Below are 14,933 nucleotides of genomic sequence, written 5' to 3'. Positions count from 1 at the left end.
GTCGGATCAATCCCGCAGCAGCTCGTTGATGCTCGTCTTCGACCGCGTGCGCTCGTCGACGCGCTTGACAATGACGGCGCAGGCGGTGCTCGGACCGGGCTGGCCGTTCTTCAGGGGCTTGCCGGGCAGCGCGCCCGGCACCACCACGGAATATTCGGGCACTTCGCCCATGAAGATTTCGCCGGTCTCGCGGTCGACGATCTTGGTGGAGGCGCCCAGGAACACGCCCATCGCCAGCACCGCGCCCTTGCGCACGATCACGCCTTCGGCGACCTCGCTGCGCGCGCCGATGAAACAGTCGTCCTCGATGATCACGGGCTCGGCCTGGAGCGGCTCGAGCACGCCGCCGATGCCGGCGCCGCCGGAGATGTGCACGCGCTTGCCGATCTGGGCGCAGGAGCCGACGGTGGCCCAAGTGTCGACCATGGTGCTCTCATCGACATAAGCGCCGAGGTTGACGAAGGACGGCATCAGCACGACGTTCTTGGCGATAAAGGCCGAGCGGCGCACGATGGAGCCGGGGACGGCACGGAAACCGGCATCGCGAAAGCGGTTCTCGCCCCAGCCTTCGAACTTCGAGGGCACCTTGTCCCACCAGGTCGCCTTGCCCGATCCGCCGGGAATGACGTCCATGTCGTTCAGGCGGAAGGAGAGCAGCACGGCCTTCTTCAGCCATTGGTTGACCTTCCACTTGCCGTCGCTGCCGCGCTCGGCAACGCGCGCCTCGCCCTTGTCCAGGATTTCCAGCGCCTGGTCCACGGCCTCGCGCACCTCGCCCTTACTCGTGGTCGAGATGGTCTCGCGCGCGTCGAAGGCGCTGTTGATGGTGGATTCGAGGGCTGCAAGGGACATCGGGATTTCCTCAAGGAAACGGGAATTTTGATGGATTGGGGCGCTTTTTCGGGATTTGGAAAGGTCAAGTCAAGCGCACATTCGTCGCTATCGGGCTTGCCCCGGGTATCTCCACCGTCATTCCGGGGCGATGCGAAGCATCGAACCCGGAATCTCGAGATTCCGGGTTCGCCCTTCGGGCGCCCCGGAATGACGATGCATGGTTGAGCGATAAGGCCTACCGTGACAGCTTGGCCAAGAACCCCGCCAAATCATCCGCGACGTGATCGACATGAGCGGCGTCGCGGCCCTCCAGCTCCCAGTCCTCGCGCACCACCTCTTTCGCGCCGTCGGGCACCACGAGCACCGTGGTCATGCCGAGCTGGTGCGGGACGGCGAGGTTGCGGGCGAGATCCTCGAACATAGCGGCGCGGGTCGGATCGACGGCGTGCTGACTGAGGAATTTGCGGTAGGTCTGCGGCGCCGGCTTGGGCTCGAACTCGGCGGCGATGATGTCGAACACGCCGTCGAAATGCGAGGCGAAGCCGAGCCGCGCCAGCACCGCATCGACATGGTCGACCGAGCCGTTGGTCAGGATCAGCTTGCGGCCCGGCAGTCCAGCGATGGCTGCACCGAGCGCCGGGTTCGGCTCCAGCGGCGAGTGGTCGATCTTGTGGACGTAGGCAAGGTAGTCGTCGGCGGAGACGCCGTGCAGGGTCATCATGCCGCGCATGGTGGTGCCGAAGCGCAGGTAATAATCCTTCTGAATCTTGCGCGCTTCCTCCGGGGTCACGTTCAACCAGCTCGACACGAACTCACCGATCCGCGCATCGACCTGCTGCCACAGATTGACGTGATGCGGATAGAGCGTGTTGTCGAGATCGAACACCCAGGTGTCGATGTGGGCGAAGGTGCGGGGGGATTTCATCAAGGATTCTCTATCTGTTGCGCGCGCAGCCGCCCGGCCCTCAATTGTCGTGCTGGCGAAAGTCAGGACCCCTACTCCGCGGCGCATCGATCGGGGCATTCTGGTTGTCGTTCTTCCAAACGCAATCCTTGGTTAATCGGTCCTGGCTTTTGCCAGGACGACACCGGTCTATGTAGCGTCATCACGCCATTTCCTCACGGCGTCGCAAACCGCAGCGTCTTGCCGCCGCTCGACACATCCACCGCCCCAAACCCCGTTGCCGCAAATCCGCGCGCGCCGCAATCGGTCTGCTCGCTCGTCTCGAATTTGGTCTCGCGCGTGCAGAGCTGCTTGTCGCCGCCCCAGTTCAGCGGCCGGTCCTTCAGCTTGATGACGCGGTTGTCGGCATCGACCGCTTCCGCGAAGCTGAAGATCTGCCTGGGCTGGCCGGTCACATCAGGATGCAGGCATGTCTTTGGATCGATGCGATACCAGCCGCGGCTCGTCACCGACTTGCCGTCGTCGGTCGCGACCGCCGCCATCACCTTGTGCGGCGTGTCGTTGCACCAGGTGAGGCCGGTCGCCGACGGCGTCTGCACCGCATCGACCATGCTCTTGAAGACATTCGGCGACGACACGACGTCGGAGGACAGCCTCCGGCCCTTCAAAAAGGCAGCCAGCGCGGCCTGCGTCTTCGGCCCATCGACGCCGTCGATCGCGCCGACGTCGTAGCCCGCGATCACCAGCAGCCGCTGGATGCCGGCGAGGCGCGCCTGCTCGTCGTCATATTCGGAATCCTCGGCGAGATAGGCAATGAGGTTGCCGTCCGCGCCTTGCGTCGGTGTCACCTGCGTGAACGCGGCCTGGGTCTGGCCGCTGCGGCACTGCCGCGCCGCCGCGATGACGAAATTGTCCTGCGCCACGCACAGCATGTCGCGGCCGTTCTGCGGAATCGGCGAGGCGCCATAGACACCGAGCGCGCGCGCATTGAGCAGGATGCGGTCGGCGGTCAGCATGCCCTGCACCACCACGCGGCAGGTGGCGGGATCGATCCTGAACCAGCCCCGCGTCGCGGTCGCCGCCTTGTCGTCGATGCCGATCGCGGCCTCGACGACATAGGACATGCGGTTGCAGATCTTGAGGTCCGCAAAGGCCGGCGCGGAGGAGAAGAAGAACGAGGCGGCTGCAGCAGGCAGCGTCATCAGGAAGCGGGCGAGGGGCGAGCGGCGGTGCTGCGATCCAGTCATTCCGGGGCGACGCGAAGCATCGAACCCGGAATCTCGAGATTCCGGATTCGCCCTTCGGGCGCTCCGGAATGACCGAGCAATGCGAGAGCCGTGGATGGCCGGGCCTTCGCCTCGCCGAAGCGGCTTCGGCCGCGCAGGCGGGACAAGCCCGGGCATGACGCCCTCTTTCCTTGCCCGTTCCCGCATCACTTGTGGATCAGCGTTCCCGTGCCTTGGTTGGTGAAGAGCTCGAGCAGCACCGCATGCTGCATCTTGCCGTCGATGATGACGACGCCCTGCACGCCCTGTTCGAGCGCGTAGATGCAGGTCTCGACCTTCGGGATCATGCCGCCGGAAATGGTGCCGTCGGCGATCAGCTTTCGTGCGTCCTTGACGGACAATTGCGGTATCAGCTTCTTGGACTTGTCGAGCACGCCAGGCACGTCGGTGAGTAGCAAGAGGCGCTTGGCCTTGAGCGCGCCGGCCACGGCACCCGCAAACGTGTCGGCGTTGATATTCAGCGTCTGGCCGTCCTGAGAGGTCGCGAGCGGCGCCAGCACCGGGATCAGCTCGTAGCCGATCAGCTGGTTGAGCAGGGTGAGATCGACCTTCTCGGGATCGCCGACGAAGCCGAGATCGATCGCCTTCTCGATGTTCGAGTCCGGATCGATGATGGTCCGCGTCGTCTTCGACGCTTTCACCATGTTGCCGTCTTTGCCCGACAGACCCACGGCCTTGCCGCCAGCTTCGTTGATGTATCCGACGATCTGCTTGTTGACGGAGCCGGCAAGCACCATCTCGACGATCTCGATGGTCGCGGCATCGGTGATGCGCAGGCCGGCGGCGAATTCCGAGACAATGCCGAGGCGCTTGAGCATGGTCGCGATCTGCGGCCCGCCGCCATGTACCACCACCGGGTTGATCGCGGTCTGCTCCAGCAGCACGATGTCGCGCGCAAAGTTCTTGGCGGTCTCCTCGTCGCCCATGGCATGGCCGCCATATTTGATGACGATGGTTTCCTCGTCATACTGCTGCATGTGCGGCAACGCTTCGGACAGGATGCGGGCCTGGTCGAGCGGGGAGATGTCGGTCATGAGGCGGATCTCGCTGGCGGGACTAACGCGGGCTGCGTTCTATCCGATTGGCGGGCGTGGCGCAAAGTGCTCTTACCCTCCCCTGGAGGGGGAGGGTCGATCACGCGCAGCGCGAGCGGGGTAGGGTGATCTCTCCACACGGGCGCCGCTTCTGTGGAGAGACTGTCACCCCACCCCCGCGACGCATTTCGTTTCGCTGCATGCGTAGCGACCCTCCCCTCCCAGGGGGAGCGTAAGAAAGAAGCTACGTCTTCACCACCAGCGCCGCCATGCTCACCGCCAGCCAGCCCAACATCATCACCGTTCCACCCGTCGGCGCTGCATACGGAAATAGCCCAGGTCCCGCATATTGCCGCCAGGTGAGATCGCCCGCGAACAGCGCGGCGCCCGCTGCAAGGCCGAACGCGGCAACGAGGCCAATTCCGCCATGCAGAAGGCCGCGCGCGAGCAAGGCGACGGTTGCAAGTATGGCAGTTGCATGAAACAGCAGCATGGCGCTGGCAGATGCCAGCCGGCTCGCATCGCCGCCATGCGCGGAGGCGGCCGCCAGCGCAACGCCGGCGGCGCCCATCAAGCCGGCCAGCCCAATCAGCAGGCGTTGTGCCGTCATCAGGCGGTCCGCTCTTCCAAGAGCTTCGCCATGGCGGCGCGCAGCTCGGCCATGCCGGTCGAACTCCGCGACGAGGTCGCGAGCACGTTCGGGAATGCAGCCGGATGCTTGGCCAGCGCGGCCTCGGTCTCGGCGATGCGCGATTGCAGCTCGGACGCCTTCACCTGGTCGGCCTTGGTCAGCACGATCTGGTAGCTGACGGCGGAGCGGTCGAGTGTCTTCAGAACCTCGAGATCGACGTCCTTGAGACCATGTCGCGCGTCGATGAGCACGTAGACGCGCGCGAGTGAGGCACGTCCCAGCAGAAATTTGTGGATCAACTCGGTCCAGGACGCGACCTGGCTCTTGGGCGCCTTGGCGTAGCCGTAGCCGGGCATGTCGACGAGGCGCAGGTCACTCTTTCCCGGGACCTCGAAAAAGATCAGCTCCTGGGTGCGGCCCGGCGTATGCGAGGTGCGCGCCAGCGCGTTGCGCCCCGTGAGCGCGTTGATCAGGCTGGACTTGCCGACGTTCGAGCGGCCGGCAAAGGCGATCTCCAGCCCCGCCATCGGCGGCAACGTGGCAATCGAGGGCGAAGCCCAGATGAACTGCCAGTCGCGCGCGAACAGCTTGCGCCCGGCCTCGATCAGCTTCGCATCTTTGTCGTCGGTCATGCTCAAGGCCCAGTGCTAGTTCCTCATGGTGAGGAGGCGCGCAAGCGCCGTCTCGAACCATGCAGGCCCGGGAGCCCGTCGCCATCCTTCGAGACGCGGCCTTGCGGCCGCTCCTCAGGATGAGGTTCGAAGTCCTCGGCTTACGTCGCTTTCCTCGCGAACGTCGCCTTGAGATTATCGAACAGCTCCACCTTCACGCCGTTGCGGCGCATGATGTAGCTCTGCTGGACCACCGAGAGCAGGTTGTTCCAGGCCCAGTAGATCACGAGGCCCGCCGGGAAGCCGGCCAGCATGAAGGTGAAGATCAGCGGCATCCAGTTGAAGATGATCTGTTGCGTCGGATCCGGCGGCGTCGGATTCAGCTTCATCTGGAACCACATCGTGATGCCCATGATGATCGGCCAGATGCCGAGCGCGAGATAGTGGCCGAACACGGGAATCGTGGTCGGGTCGAACGGGATCAGTCCGAACAGGTTGAACAGGTTGGTCGGATCGGGCGCCGAGAGGTCCTTGATCCAGCCATAGAAGGGTGCGTGCCGCATCTCGATGGTGACGAACAGCACCTTGTAGAGCGAGAAGAACACCGGGATCTGGATCACCACGGGAAGACAGCCGGCGACCGGGTTGATCTTCTCCTTGCGGTAGATCTCCATCATCTCCTGCTGCTGCTTCACCTTGTCGTCGGGATAGCGCTCCTTCAGCGCCTGAAGCTGCGGCTGGATCGACTTCATCTTCGCCATGGAGGCGTATGACTTGTTCGCCAGCGGGAAGAACAACAGCTTCACGATCACGGTCACGAGCAGGATCGAGATGCCGAAATTGCCGAAGAAGCGATAGAAGAAGTCGAGGCCGAGAAACATCGGCTTGGTGATGAAGTAGAACCAGCCCCAGTCGATCAAGAGATCGAAATGGTTGAGGCCGAGCTCCTTGTTGTAGCCGCCGAGGCCTGCGAGCGGGAAGTTGATGCCGACCACGCCGGCTTCCTTGGCGCCCGCGAACAGCCGCGTGTTGGCTGTCGTCGTGCCGCCGATTGCGACGGTCTGCGCATCTTGCAGATAGTCGGTCTGGTACCGGATCTGGGTACCTGGTTCGGCGACGAAACGTGCCTTGAGCGTTGCGGACGTGTCGGGAAGGAGCGCGGATGCCCAGTATTTGTCCGTAATGCCGAGCCAGGCATTGGTGACCTTGTTGAATTCGAATCCGTGTCCGCCGTTGCCGATCGCAGGGGCCTCGCTGACGGCCTTGTAAGCCTTCTCCTGCAAGCCCTGGTCGCCGAGATAGCCGATGAGGCCTTCATGCAGGATGTAGTAGCCTGAGACTTGCGGCGTGCCGTGGCGCGAGATCAATGCGAACGGAAAGAGCTTGACCGGCGCGTTCCCGACATTGGTCACCTCGTCCTTGATGCTGAACAGGTAGCGGTCGTCGATCGTGATGGTGCGGCGGAAGGTGAGGCCCTGACCGTTATCAAATTTCAGCACCAGCGGCGTGGACGGCGTCAGGCTGTTGGAGCCCTCCTGCTGCCAATCGGTGGTCCGGTCAGGCACCTTCGTGTCGCTTGTCGCGGCCACCCAACCAAATTCGGCGTAATACGGCTCCGCCGTGCCCGAGGGCGAATAGAGGATGATCGGCGGCGACTTCGGGTCGACCGTTTCTCGATACTGCACGAGCGCAAGGTCGTCGATGCGCGCGCCTTTCAAGGAAATGCTGCCGGTCAAACGAGGCGTTTCGATCTTGACGCGAGGGGAGGCGGCAATCGCGGCCTCGCGGCTGACGATCGGCTGGGCCGGCTGGTTCGCGACAGGGGGAGCCGAGGGAGTGCCGCCCGCCTGCGGCGCGGCACCCGGCGTCGCCGACGCCGTCGGCTGCGGTGTGCCTTTCTGGAGCTCGGCCTGCGTCTGCTGCTGGGCGCGCTGCTTCTCCATCTGCGGCACGTTGTAGAAATACTGCCAGGCGATCAGCACCAGGCCGGACAGAATGACGGCGAGGATGGTGTTGCGATTGTCGGTCATCATTCTCTCGTCATCAATCCGGTTTGCGGCTTATCGCGGGGCACGGCCTTCGCCGGTCCCTTGGGCGTATGCCGCGCGGGCTTCGCGAATGCTATGCGCAGATCGTCGAGCATGGTCGCGAAGTCGCGCGAGAGCGCGTCCCTTCGGCCGACCAGCACATAATCATGATGGGGTTGCATCGACACCGGATCTAGCCGCTTCACCAGTTCGCGAAGCCGGCGCCGGATACGATTGCGCTCGGGGGCGTTGCCGTTCTTTTTGGTAACGGTAAAGCCGATCCGGATCGGGCCGCCGTCGTCCCGGCGGCGGCTTTGCAGGACGAACGCGGGACTATTCACCCGCGCGCCATTGGCAACGGCGAGGAAATCCGCCCGCTGCCTCAGCCGATCCATGATGAATCCCGGAAAAAGGGGGTCCGGCTCAGGCGCTCAGACGCTTGCGGCCGCGGGAGCGGCGGGCGGCGAGAACCTTGCGGCCGCCGGCCGTGGCGAGACGGGCACGGAAGCCGTGACGGCGCTTGCGCACCAGTTTGCTGGGTTGATAAGTCCGCTTCACGGGTTTTTCTCCGCTGACCGGGCAATTTGCCTGTAGAATTGATGGTAAAGTCCGGAAGATGCGGCCCAAAACGGGCCCTTTTCCGGCCCCAAGAGAGCCGCTCCCGGTGTCGCACCGGGTCATCGCGGACAATTCGCGCGGCTTATAAGCGAGCGCCTTGTTTTCGTCAACGCCGCACAAGCGCGCGTTTCCAGTGAATATCGCTGTTTGTGCGGGGTTTTTAACTCTTGAGGTAGCGACTCGCTTTATCAGCGCTTACATCTCACCTCGGCAGATTAGCGATCCGTAATTTGACCGGGCCCGGGGCCGGTCGCATCTTGCATCAGCCAAGGCCAACAGGGGCGAATTTCGTGGCAGCCACAGATCGCCAGCCGATCCAGGATCTGGATCAGCCGGACCAGCCGGCGATGCGGCCGCGCGGGTCGCGCGGGCTCGGGCTGTCAGGCAAGCTGCTGCTGCTTACCGTCCCGCTGGTGATGATCGCGGCCAGCCTGCTTTACGTGCCCGCCATTGCCAACTTCTGGGTCAACCGGCTCAACGACCGGGTGGCGGCGGCCAACACCGCGGCGCTGGTGCTGGACGCCGCGCCGCTCGGCATGGTTCCCGATTCGCTGTCGCGGCAGATTTTGAAGAGCATCAATGCCCGCGCCGTCGCCATCAAGATGGGCCAGCAGCGCCGGCTGCTCGCCAGCGACAACCTTCCTACGGCCATCGAGCATGACATCGACCTGCGCGACATGACAGCGTGGGAGGCGATCACCGGCTCGTTCCGGATGATGCTGGAGACCGGCAACCAGGCCATCCGCATCGTTGGGCCGGGCGTCGGCAACGCCCAGTTCATTGAGATCGTGACCGACGAGCTGCCGCTGCGGCAGCAGATGTACCGGTTCTCCCGTAATGTCGTGGTGGTTGCGCTGATCATCGCGGCCCTGACCGCCGGCCTCGTCTATCTCGCTCTGCATTATCTCTTCGTGCGCCCGATGCGGCGGCTCACCGCGAGCCTGGTCGGCTTCCACGAGAATCCCGAGAGCTCGGCGCGGATCATCGTGCCGAGCCAGCGCAGCGACGAGATCGGGGTGGCCGAGCGCGAATTGTCCGACATGCAGCGCGACCTGATGTCGATGCTGAATCAGAAGAGCCGGCTCGCCGCCCTCGGCCTCGCCGTCTCCAAGATCAACCACGATCTGCGCAACCTGCTGGCCTCGGCGCAGCTTTTGTCGGACCAACTCGCCAGCGTGCCGGATCCGCGGGTGCAACGCTTCGCGCCGAAACTGGTGCGCTCGCTCGAGCGCGCCATCGCCTTCTGCCAATCCACGTTGTCCTATGGCCGCGCTCAGGAGGCCGCACCAGACCGCCGCATGATCCTGATCGAGCCGGTGGTGCTGGAGGTGCGCGAGACCGCTGGGCTCGCCAACGACGCCTCGATCGCCTGGGTTTCCGCAATCGAGCGCGGGCTTGCCGTCGATGCGGATCCCGACCAGCTGTTCCGCGTGCTGCTCAACCTCGTCCGTAACGCCGCCCAGGCGCTGGAAAGCCATGCCTCGTCCGGCGAGGGCGGCGTGCAGCAGATCCGGATCACCGGAAAACGCGAGGGCGCGGTCGCCATCTTGGAGGTTTCCGACACCGGCCCGGGCGTGCCCCAGAAAACCCGGGAGCACCTGTTCGAGGCGTTTCAGACCTCCGGCCGCCCCGGCGGCAGCGGCCTTGGCCTTGCCATCGCCGCCGAGCTCGTCCGCGCCCATGGCGGCGACATCCACCTCGTCGAAGGCACCATCGGCGCCACCTTCCGTATCGTCATCCCCGACCGCCCCGTGGAACTGCTCTCCATCCGCAACGAGCGGGCGCGGGCGTAGCCGGCCAGCCGGCAGTCTCCCGTCATTCCGGGACGGCCCAAAGGGAGGGCCACGGAATCTAGAGGTTTCGGCGCGAGATTCCGCACTTCTTGCTTCGCGAGCCCAGGAATGACCATGCTGGCGGTCATCTCCTTGCAAAATCTCCCCATCCCGGATCTTGCCAACAGGGACAAGAGCGGCTAGTCAGAGCGCTCTTTCGCACCCCTCCCGGCCTTCCGGGAGATGCGTCGCGGGTCATGCCCGCCATCGCTGCTTGCGAAAAACGCGCCCGTAGCTCAGCTGGATAGAGCATCAGACTACGAATCTGAGGGTCGGACGTTCGAATCGTTCCGGGCGCGCCATTCCTTGACGCCGGGCAGGCAACCGGCATCCGAGATCGCGGATTGGCCGCGCCCTGTCGGGAACCAAATGAAGATATCGCAGGCATTCAAATTCGAGGCGGCGCATCGGCTGCCGAAGGTGCCCGAGACGCACCGATGCAGCCGGCTGCATGGTCATTCCTACCGAGTAGAGGTTCAGCTCGAAGGACCGGTCGACCCGCGCACGGGCTTCGTCGTGGACTTTTTTGATCTCGAGAAGTGCTTCGCCGACATCGTGGGCGCGTTGGACCACAGGTGCCTGAACGACGTCGAGGGGCTCGAGAACCCGACGGCCGAAAACATTGCGATCTGGATATGGGACCGGCTGGAGCCGAGCGTGTGGCAAATCTCGGCTGTCCGCGTTTACGAAACGGCGGACTGCTGGGCCGAATATCAGGGGCGGTGACGCGCGACGGCGCCGTGGTCAAAATGCGCTCGACATCGCATCCCGAACCGCAGCCTCGCTCGGCTGGGATACGCGTGGCGGCATTCACCGCAGCCCCTGTTCGTCGATCAGGATGCGGTGGATCTCGATGCGTTCCGGCAATTCGATCAGGAATTCCGGATCGCGCGCGAGATGATGCACCTTGGTCGGCTCGCCCTTGGTGAAAGCCGTCATGGCCTCGACGTCCGCCCAGTAGGAGATGGTCGTGAACACGTCTCCTCATCGCGGTCCTCGCGCAGCTGCTGCACGCCGAGCGCCGTCTTCAACAGCGGCGGAATGCCCTCCGCCTGCAGATAGGTCTGGTAGGCGTCAGCGATGTCGCGGCGGGTACGGCCGCGCCAGATGCGGGCGATGGTCGGCTTGGTCGGCATGGTGGACTCCTTCAGGCGAACGCCGTGCTTCGCATTCTCGTTCCAGCGTCTCCATGTCACGGCCCTCGACAGCCGCCCTGGAACTTGGTGCCACATCATTGATCTGAAGCAATGATGGTCTTCGGCACAAGTGCTCTTCTGAACATCAGCTGACCGCCGCCTGTAATCTGTTTCACACGCAAACGCGCTCAATGACGCTACACGAACCAGACCGCGCTCCGCGCGGCCTGGTCCGGAGCTGGCGATGATGGCTGCACTGGCAAAAGCACTCTCCCGTGCAATGAGAACCACCATCGACGTCGAGACCCTGAAAATCCTCATGATCTTCGCGGGAGCGTGGGCGCTACTCTTCCTCGTTGCCGCCATGATCTACGGACAGGCGCTGAAGGCCGCATTATTCTGAGGTCGCGCGAGTAAATCGCCCTTCGCCGCGAGACGAGCCCTCGTCCTGAGGGCCCGCCACAGGCGGGCGTCTCGCGCGCGCCAGCGCCGGCCCTTCCGGAAACCTATTGATGATCGATTGCAGCCTGCCTCAGCGCCGGCGCGACGTGGGTGAGCCGCCGCGTCGTCGGTCAGCGCGTCGCGCTCTCGGATTGATGCCGGGCTTGCCGCCCCGCAGGAACTTCCACTTTTTCCCGACGTTGAGCAGGCGGCTCCCACGGTCCACCGATGAAGAACTTTGCCAATACCGAGTTTTCCCCTGAGGTGATCGAGCTGATGACCACCGCGCTGGAAGCTGCGATTGCGACCCTGCCGGAGCCCGTGCATTCCTCGCACGTCAATGCACTCGCCGAATCCATCCTGCGCACGGCCGGTGCGGGTGAGCGCAACCCCGCCGCCTTGCAGAGGATCGCTTTGATGGAATTGCAACTGGCGCCGCGTCATTGATGAGGCCGACATGAGGACAGCAGCTGCTGTGGTCATCGCGCTCTGTGCGACATCGTCTGTTGCCGGGGCAGACAGCTGGACGACCTACCGGATTCCGGAATCCGGGACGTCGGCCGACATTCCCGCCTCGCTTTTCACCGAGCCCGCCGGAAAACCCGACGGATACGGCCAGCAATTTCGCACGGCCGATGGCCGCGCCGATCTCACCGTGCAAGCTGTTCCCAATCAAGGTCTCTCGCCCGCCGAATTTCTCGCCAGGAAAAATCCGCCGTCCGGGATCATCTACAAACGGATCACACCGAGATTTTTCGTAGTCTCCAGCATCAAGCGCGGCAAGATCTGGTACGACCGATGCAATTTCTCGCGGCGCTACGTGCATTGCGTGCTGATCAATTATCCGGCGGCCGAGAAGCGGCAATGGGACGGCATCGTGACGCGCATCAGCCACAGCCTGAGTGCCGGTTGACCTGGGCCAACACAACAAAAAGGCTGCCCGAGCGACTCGGGCAGCAGGTCGTGAGGATGGCGCGTTTTCTAGCGAGGTGGATACCGGTCCGCGCGACGAAAACGCGTCAAGCCAAGGAGCTTCAAGACAAGGAGCTTCGGTTCTGATTCCACCAGAACCGATATGCTCTAGCGAGCCGTCGTCGATGTCGTCGACATGGTCGGCTTCGAGCCCGGTACATGCGACATCGTCTTGGTGGTCGAGCCGACCTCTTCGCCGGCCTTGACCTTGGTGCGCGTATGCGAGCGGCTGAACGTGCCGCCTTCATGGGCCTGCGCCCGCGCGTTGGAATTCAGCACGGGCCCGTTGCCCTTGTTCGTGCTGACGCCGGTCTGGGTCTTGCCGTCGACGGAAGCGGCGCTTCCACCGGCCGCAATCGAGGAGCCGGTGCTGCCGGTCGGCGACGTTGACGTGCCGCCGGTGCCGACGGTGGAGGCGGATGTGCCGCCCGCGGCGGCCGAGCCGCCGCTTCCGCCCGTGATGCTCTTCTGTGCAAGAACCGGCGAAGCGGCAGCGAGCAGGGCCGCGACCGCCGCGGTCGTGAGTAAGTTTCTCATGTTTCAATCCTCTATCAATCAGGGTGACGATGTCGAGATTGTGCAGCCGTTGACGGTGATGGTGCTAGCACTGGTGGAGCCAGGACCGCCCGCCGTCGACGACGAGCTCGAGACGTTGCCGCCGCCGGCCTGCACATGCACCGATGATCCGCCGGCCGAGCTTGAGCTCGACAGCGAACTGCTCGATGAGGTCGACCCGGTCGTGCCCGAGCTCGATGAGCCGACCGCGGTGATGCTTCCGTCTGCATGCTTCTCGACCTTGACCTTGCAGGTCTCGCCTGATGCCGTCTTGCCGGTTTTTTCCATGGTCTCTGCCGATGCAGCGCTGCCCATCAGAGCCAGCGCCATGATCGCAACGATTGACTTGTTCATTGCGGCTCCTCCTCAACATGGACGAAGGGAGCGGCACGTGGCCGCTCCCGGGATGGGACTAATTCTTGTCCTTCTTCCACTCGTCCTTGTTATGGCCCTTGCCCTTCTCGAGGCCCATGTCGCTGGCGTGGCTACCGGACTTGCCGTCGCCCATGCCGGGCGACTTCGACGCGCCGGACTGACCAACGGTCGAGCCGCTGCCGGCCGCCGAGCCGCCGGTGCCGACGCTGGACGAGCTCTTGCCGCTGCCCGCCGACGAACCGCCGGTGCCGAGCGTCGAGGCCGAGCCGCTTCCCGAGCCGCTGCCGGCCGCCGAGCCACCGGTACCCACAGTCGAGCTGCTGGTGCCGCCGCCCGCAGACGAGCCGCCAGTGCCCAGCGTCGACGCAGAACCTGATCCGCTGCCCGAGCCGGCCGATGAGCCGCCGGTGCCGACCGTCGAGCTGCTCGTGCCGCCGCCCGCCGAAGAGCCGCCGGTGCCGACCGTCGAACTCGATTGCGCAACAGCGAGTGCCGTGCCGGCCAACAGCGCGGCCGCAGCCGGAGAAAGCTTCAGGATCCTCATGTCCATTCCTCCAGGGTTTCCAAAAACAAATCGCCAAATCAGGCACGGGATAAATTGGCAAACGCGCAAACGTTCCTTGCGTCGGACACGTTGACGCTTTTGCGCAACCTGAAGTGAAGTTCCGCGCTGCGCGAACACGGCCACGCATCCTTTTATTCATCTGGCGTTCATCTGGAGCGAGTGCGAACGGCTGCGCGCCTCATGCGCCGCGATCACGCTGCATCAGCACATCTCAGAACGCCCCGACCATCACCTGGCGATCGTAGAGTCGACGTGGGGACGCCGAGCGAGCCGCGCGATTTGAACGGAGACCGGCTGCTCGCGTCGCGCCGCGCTGAGGTGCGGGCGTGTTCGTCTCTGGCTTCCGCGGTTCGGCCATCGCCAATGCGTTGCTCGCAACGTGGACCGGCGGCTCGGCGGCGAGCAGAGGCGAAGAGACACTGGCGGCGATCTGAGTGGACGTGTCGAAGACGATTTTTTCAGGCAAGGCTCGTGCGGAGTGGATGCGAATGATGCTTCGGTCGACCTCCGGGCCGACAGAGCGCTCGCCAAGTGGCGGCAGATTGCGATCGAGTGCGAAGAGCAGCGCCACGACCAATGCGCCTGCAAACAGGAAATATCGAATGATGGGCATCGGGCCCCCTACCGCAAAATGAAAGCAGGATGCACGGCGAGCCGCTCCTCCACGGCCCGCCGCGCGGCGGAGTTAATCCACCTCCTGGACCACCATGCGGGTCTCGGGGTCCACCAGCATGACCCGGTTGCCCGAATAGACGTAGCGATACTTCGTCAGCGACGGGCCCCAATCGCTCGGCACGCTCGCGAGCTCGACATCGCGCGGGACCGGCGAGCCGACCACGATCTTTTCGCGCGTCTCGACCGGACGGATCTTGTGCTCGGTGACGTAAGATCGAATCTTGGTGCGGTATTCCGGCTCGATCTGCACGGTCGCGCCGTGTCCGGCGCCGGTCGTCGTGGTGACGGTGGTTTGCGCCATCGCGCTCGTCGACACGAGCAGAGCGGCGGCCGAAATCAGCATGAACTTCTTCATCGCATTCTCCCTCGCCGCTTCATGCGGCGCTGCGATGAACTCGCCATCAGCTCGGCCGTTCCGCAGGAACGCGGAACGTTTG

19 protein-coding genes, 1 tRNA gene and 1 pseudogene are annotated in these 14,933 nt (G+C 64.2%); 6 read left to right on the top strand and 15 right to left on the bottom strand.

The features are described from left to right. Positions 1 to 6: 6 nt before the first annotated feature. The 9 genes from dapD to rpmH form a co-directional block, all read right to left on the bottom strand. Positions 7 to 852, bottom strand: a complete 846-nt coding sequence (dapD, locus tag IVA96_RS09460) for a 2,3,4,5-tetrahydropyridine-2,6-dicarboxylate N-succinyltransferase (RefSeq protein ID WP_247276431.1) — start codon at positions 850 to 852, stop codon at positions 7 to 9. 217 nt (positions 853 to 1,069) lie between these two features. Further along, positions 1,070 to 1,759, bottom strand: a complete 690-nt coding sequence (locus IVA96_RS09455; RefSeq protein WP_247276432.1) for a pyrimidine 5'-nucleotidase — start codon at positions 1,757 to 1,759, stop codon at positions 1,070 to 1,072. 194 nt (positions 1,760 to 1,953) lie between these two features. Then, entirely contained in the window at positions 1,954 to 2,940 is a 987-nt protein-coding gene (locus IVA96_RS09450) for a DUF1036 domain-containing protein (protein ID WP_247417059.1), read from the bottom strand. A gap of 230 nt (positions 2,941 to 3,170) precedes the next feature. Further along, positions 3,171 to 4,058, bottom strand: a complete 888-nt coding sequence (argB, locus tag IVA96_RS09445) for an acetylglutamate kinase (protein WP_247276433.1) — start codon at positions 4,056 to 4,058, stop codon at positions 3,171 to 3,173. Between the two features lie 244 nt (positions 4,059 to 4,302). Continuing rightward, entirely contained in the window at positions 4,303 to 4,668 is a 366-nt protein-coding gene (locus tag IVA96_RS09440) for a DUF423 domain-containing protein (protein ID WP_247281526.1), read from the bottom strand. Next, positions 4,668 to 5,321 carry a ribosome biogenesis GTP-binding protein YihA/YsxC gene (gene yihA, locus IVA96_RS09435; RefSeq protein ID WP_247281525.1) on the bottom strand — a complete coding sequence of 218 codons (654 nt, stop codon included), beginning with the start codon at positions 5,319 to 5,321 and terminating at the stop codon, positions 4,668 to 4,670. Before yihA ends, IVA96_RS09440 begins: the two co-directional genes overlap by 1 nt. A 140-nt stretch (positions 5,322 to 5,461) precedes the next feature. Then, positions 5,462 to 7,330, bottom strand: a complete 1,869-nt coding sequence (gene yidC / locus IVA96_RS09430; protein ID WP_247281532.1) for a membrane protein insertase YidC — start codon at positions 7,328 to 7,330, stop codon at positions 5,462 to 5,464. After that, on the bottom strand, positions 7,330 to 7,722 hold the full coding sequence (gene rnpA / locus IVA96_RS09425) for a ribonuclease P protein component (RefSeq protein ID WP_247281524.1): 393 nt from the start codon (positions 7,720 to 7,722) through the stop codon (positions 7,330 to 7,332). Before rnpA ends, yidC begins: the two co-directional genes overlap by 1 nt. A 28-nt stretch (positions 7,723 to 7,750) precedes the next feature. Then, positions 7,751 to 7,885, bottom strand: a complete 135-nt coding sequence (gene rpmH / locus IVA96_RS09420; protein WP_212501943.1) for a 50S ribosomal protein L34 — start codon at positions 7,883 to 7,885, stop codon at positions 7,751 to 7,753. 407 nt (positions 7,886 to 8,292) lie between these two features. On the opposite strand from rpmH, the gene IVA96_RS09415 reads away from it, so the two are divergent. The 3 genes from IVA96_RS09415 to queD all read left to right on the top strand — a co-directional run bounded on the left by IVA96_RS09415 (position 8,293) and on the right by queD (position 10,503). After that, on the top strand, positions 8,293 to 9,738 hold the full coding sequence (locus IVA96_RS09415; RefSeq protein WP_247281531.1) for a HAMP domain-containing sensor histidine kinase: 1,446 nt from the start codon (positions 8,293 to 8,295) through the stop codon (positions 9,736 to 9,738). Between the two features lie 264 nt (positions 9,739 to 10,002). Further along, positions 10,003 to 10,079 (top strand) — tRNA-Arg (locus IVA96_RS09410). A gap of 4 nt (positions 10,080 to 10,083) precedes the next feature. Further along, complete coding sequence (gene queD / locus IVA96_RS09405; RefSeq protein WP_247416911.1) at positions 10,084 to 10,503, top strand: 6-carboxytetrahydropterin synthase QueD; 420 nt, start codon at positions 10,084 to 10,086, stop codon at positions 10,501 to 10,503. An 84-nt stretch (positions 10,504 to 10,587) separates the two neighbouring features. Here the strand turns inward: queD and IVA96_RS09400 are convergent. Beyond that, a pseudogene (locus IVA96_RS09400) lies at positions 10,588 to 10,913 on the bottom strand (hypothetical protein). Between the two features lie 244 nt (positions 10,914 to 11,157). Here IVA96_RS09400 and IVA96_RS09395 point away from each other — a divergent pair. From IVA96_RS09395 to IVA96_RS09385, 3 genes are all read left to right on the top strand, one after another. Continuing rightward, the gene (locus IVA96_RS09395; protein ID WP_247281521.1) at positions 11,158 to 11,316 is read left to right on the top strand and encodes a hypothetical protein; all 159 of its coding nucleotides are present in this window, start codon (positions 11,158 to 11,160) and stop codon (positions 11,314 to 11,316) included. 266 nt (positions 11,317 to 11,582) lie between these two features. Then, positions 11,583 to 11,801: a hypothetical protein gene (locus IVA96_RS09390; RefSeq protein ID WP_247281520.1), complete on the top strand. Its 219-nt coding sequence runs from the start codon at positions 11,583 to 11,585 to the stop codon at positions 11,799 to 11,801. A gap of 10 nt (positions 11,802 to 11,811) precedes the next feature. Next, a complete protein-coding gene (locus tag IVA96_RS09385) occupies positions 11,812 to 12,267 on the top strand; it encodes a hypothetical protein (protein ID WP_247281519.1) in 456 nt (151 codons plus the stop codon). Between the two features lie 167 nt (positions 12,268 to 12,434). Here IVA96_RS09385 and IVA96_RS09380 read toward each other — a convergent pair whose 3' ends face one another. The 5 genes from IVA96_RS09380 to IVA96_RS09360 form a co-directional block, all read right to left on the bottom strand. Further along, entirely contained in the window at positions 12,435 to 12,863 is a 429-nt protein-coding gene (locus tag IVA96_RS09380) for a hypothetical protein (RefSeq protein WP_247281518.1), read from the bottom strand. 18 nt (positions 12,864 to 12,881) lie between these two features. Next, entirely contained in the window at positions 12,882 to 13,235 is a 354-nt protein-coding gene (locus IVA96_RS09375) for a hypothetical protein (protein ID WP_247281517.1), read from the bottom strand. Between the two features lie 58 nt (positions 13,236 to 13,293). After that, a complete protein-coding gene (locus tag IVA96_RS09370) occupies positions 13,294 to 13,800 on the bottom strand; it encodes a hypothetical protein (RefSeq protein ID WP_247416907.1) in 507 nt (168 codons plus the stop codon). 232 nt (positions 13,801 to 14,032) lie between these two features. Beyond that, positions 14,033 to 14,392, bottom strand: a complete 360-nt coding sequence (locus tag IVA96_RS09365; RefSeq protein ID WP_247281515.1) for a hypothetical protein — start codon at positions 14,390 to 14,392, stop codon at positions 14,033 to 14,035. A 114-nt stretch (positions 14,393 to 14,506) separates the two neighbouring features. Beyond that, positions 14,507 to 14,851, bottom strand: coding sequence for a DUF1236 domain-containing protein (locus tag IVA96_RS09360; RefSeq protein WP_247281514.1), 345 nt, complete (start codon positions 14,849 to 14,851; stop codon positions 14,507 to 14,509). Between the last annotated feature and the right edge of the window lie 82 nt (positions 14,852 to 14,933).

Origin of the sequence: Bradyrhizobium sp. 159 (assembly GCF_023073795.1) — a bacterium.
In the GTDB taxonomy this organism is placed as follows: domain Bacteria; phylum Pseudomonadota; class Alphaproteobacteria; order Rhizobiales; family Xanthobacteraceae; genus Bradyrhizobium.
Note: the sequence above shows the minus strand (reverse complement) of the source record. Positions and strands in the feature narration are given on the sequence as shown.

What these genes read in the sequence shown, in the direction of transcription:
- IVA96_RS09440 (WP_247281526.1), bottom strand. Translation starts at nt 4,668, where the DNA reads ATGACGGCACAACGCCTGCTGATTGGGCTGGCCGGCTTGATGGGCGCC.
- IVA96_RS09375 (WP_247281517.1), bottom strand. Translation starts at nt 13,235, where the DNA reads ATGAACAAGTCAATCGTTGCGATCATGGCGCTGGCTCTGATGGGCAGC.
- IVA96_RS09455 (WP_247276432.1), bottom strand. Translation starts at nt 1,759, where the DNA reads ATGAAATCCCCCCGCACCTTCGCCCACATCGACACCTGGGTGTTCGAT.
- IVA96_RS09360 (WP_247281514.1), bottom strand. Translation starts at nt 14,851, where the DNA reads ATGAAGAAGTTCATGCTGATTTCGGCCGCCGCTCTGCTCGTGTCGACG.
- IVA96_RS09395 (WP_247281521.1), top strand. Translation starts at nt 11,158, where the DNA reads ATGATGGCTGCACTGGCAAAAGCACTCTCCCGTGCAATGAGAACCACC.
- IVA96_RS09450 (WP_247417059.1), bottom strand. Translation starts at nt 2,940, where the DNA reads ATGACGCTGCCTGCTGCAGCCGCCTCGTTCTTCTTCTCCTCCGCGCCG.
- yidC (WP_247281532.1), bottom strand. Translation starts at nt 7,330, where the DNA reads ATGACCGACAATCGCAACACCATCCTCGCCGTCATTCTGTCCGGCCTG.
- argB (WP_247276433.1), bottom strand. Translation starts at nt 4,058, where the DNA reads ATGACCGACATCTCCCCGCTCGACCAGGCCCGCATCCTGTCCGAAGCG.
- IVA96_RS09370 (WP_247416907.1), bottom strand. Translation starts at nt 13,800, where the DNA reads ATGAGGATCCTGAAGCTTTCTCCGGCTGCGGCCGCGCTGTTGGCCGGC.
- IVA96_RS09385 (WP_247281519.1), top strand. Translation starts at nt 11,812, where the DNA reads ATGAGGACAGCAGCTGCTGTGGTCATCGCGCTCTGTGCGACATCGTCT.
- dapD (WP_247276431.1), bottom strand. Translation starts at nt 852, where the DNA reads ATGTCCCTTGCAGCCCTCGAATCCACCATCAACAGCGCCTTCGACGCG.
- yihA (WP_247281525.1), bottom strand. Translation starts at nt 5,321, where the DNA reads ATGACCGACGACAAAGATGCGAAGCTGATCGAGGCCGGGCGCAAGCTG.
- IVA96_RS09390 (WP_247281520.1), top strand. Translation starts at nt 11,583, where the DNA reads ATGAAGAACTTTGCCAATACCGAGTTTTCCCCTGAGGTGATCGAGCTG.
- IVA96_RS09380 (WP_247281518.1), bottom strand. Translation starts at nt 12,863, where the DNA reads ATGAGAAACTTACTCACGACCGCGGCGGTCGCGGCCCTGCTCGCTGCC.
- IVA96_RS09415 (WP_247281531.1), top strand. Translation starts at nt 8,293, where the DNA reads ATGCGGCCGCGCGGGTCGCGCGGGCTCGGGCTGTCAGGCAAGCTGCTG.
- rnpA (WP_247281524.1), bottom strand. Translation starts at nt 7,722, where the DNA reads ATGGATCGGCTGAGGCAGCGGGCGGATTTCCTCGCCGTTGCCAATGGC.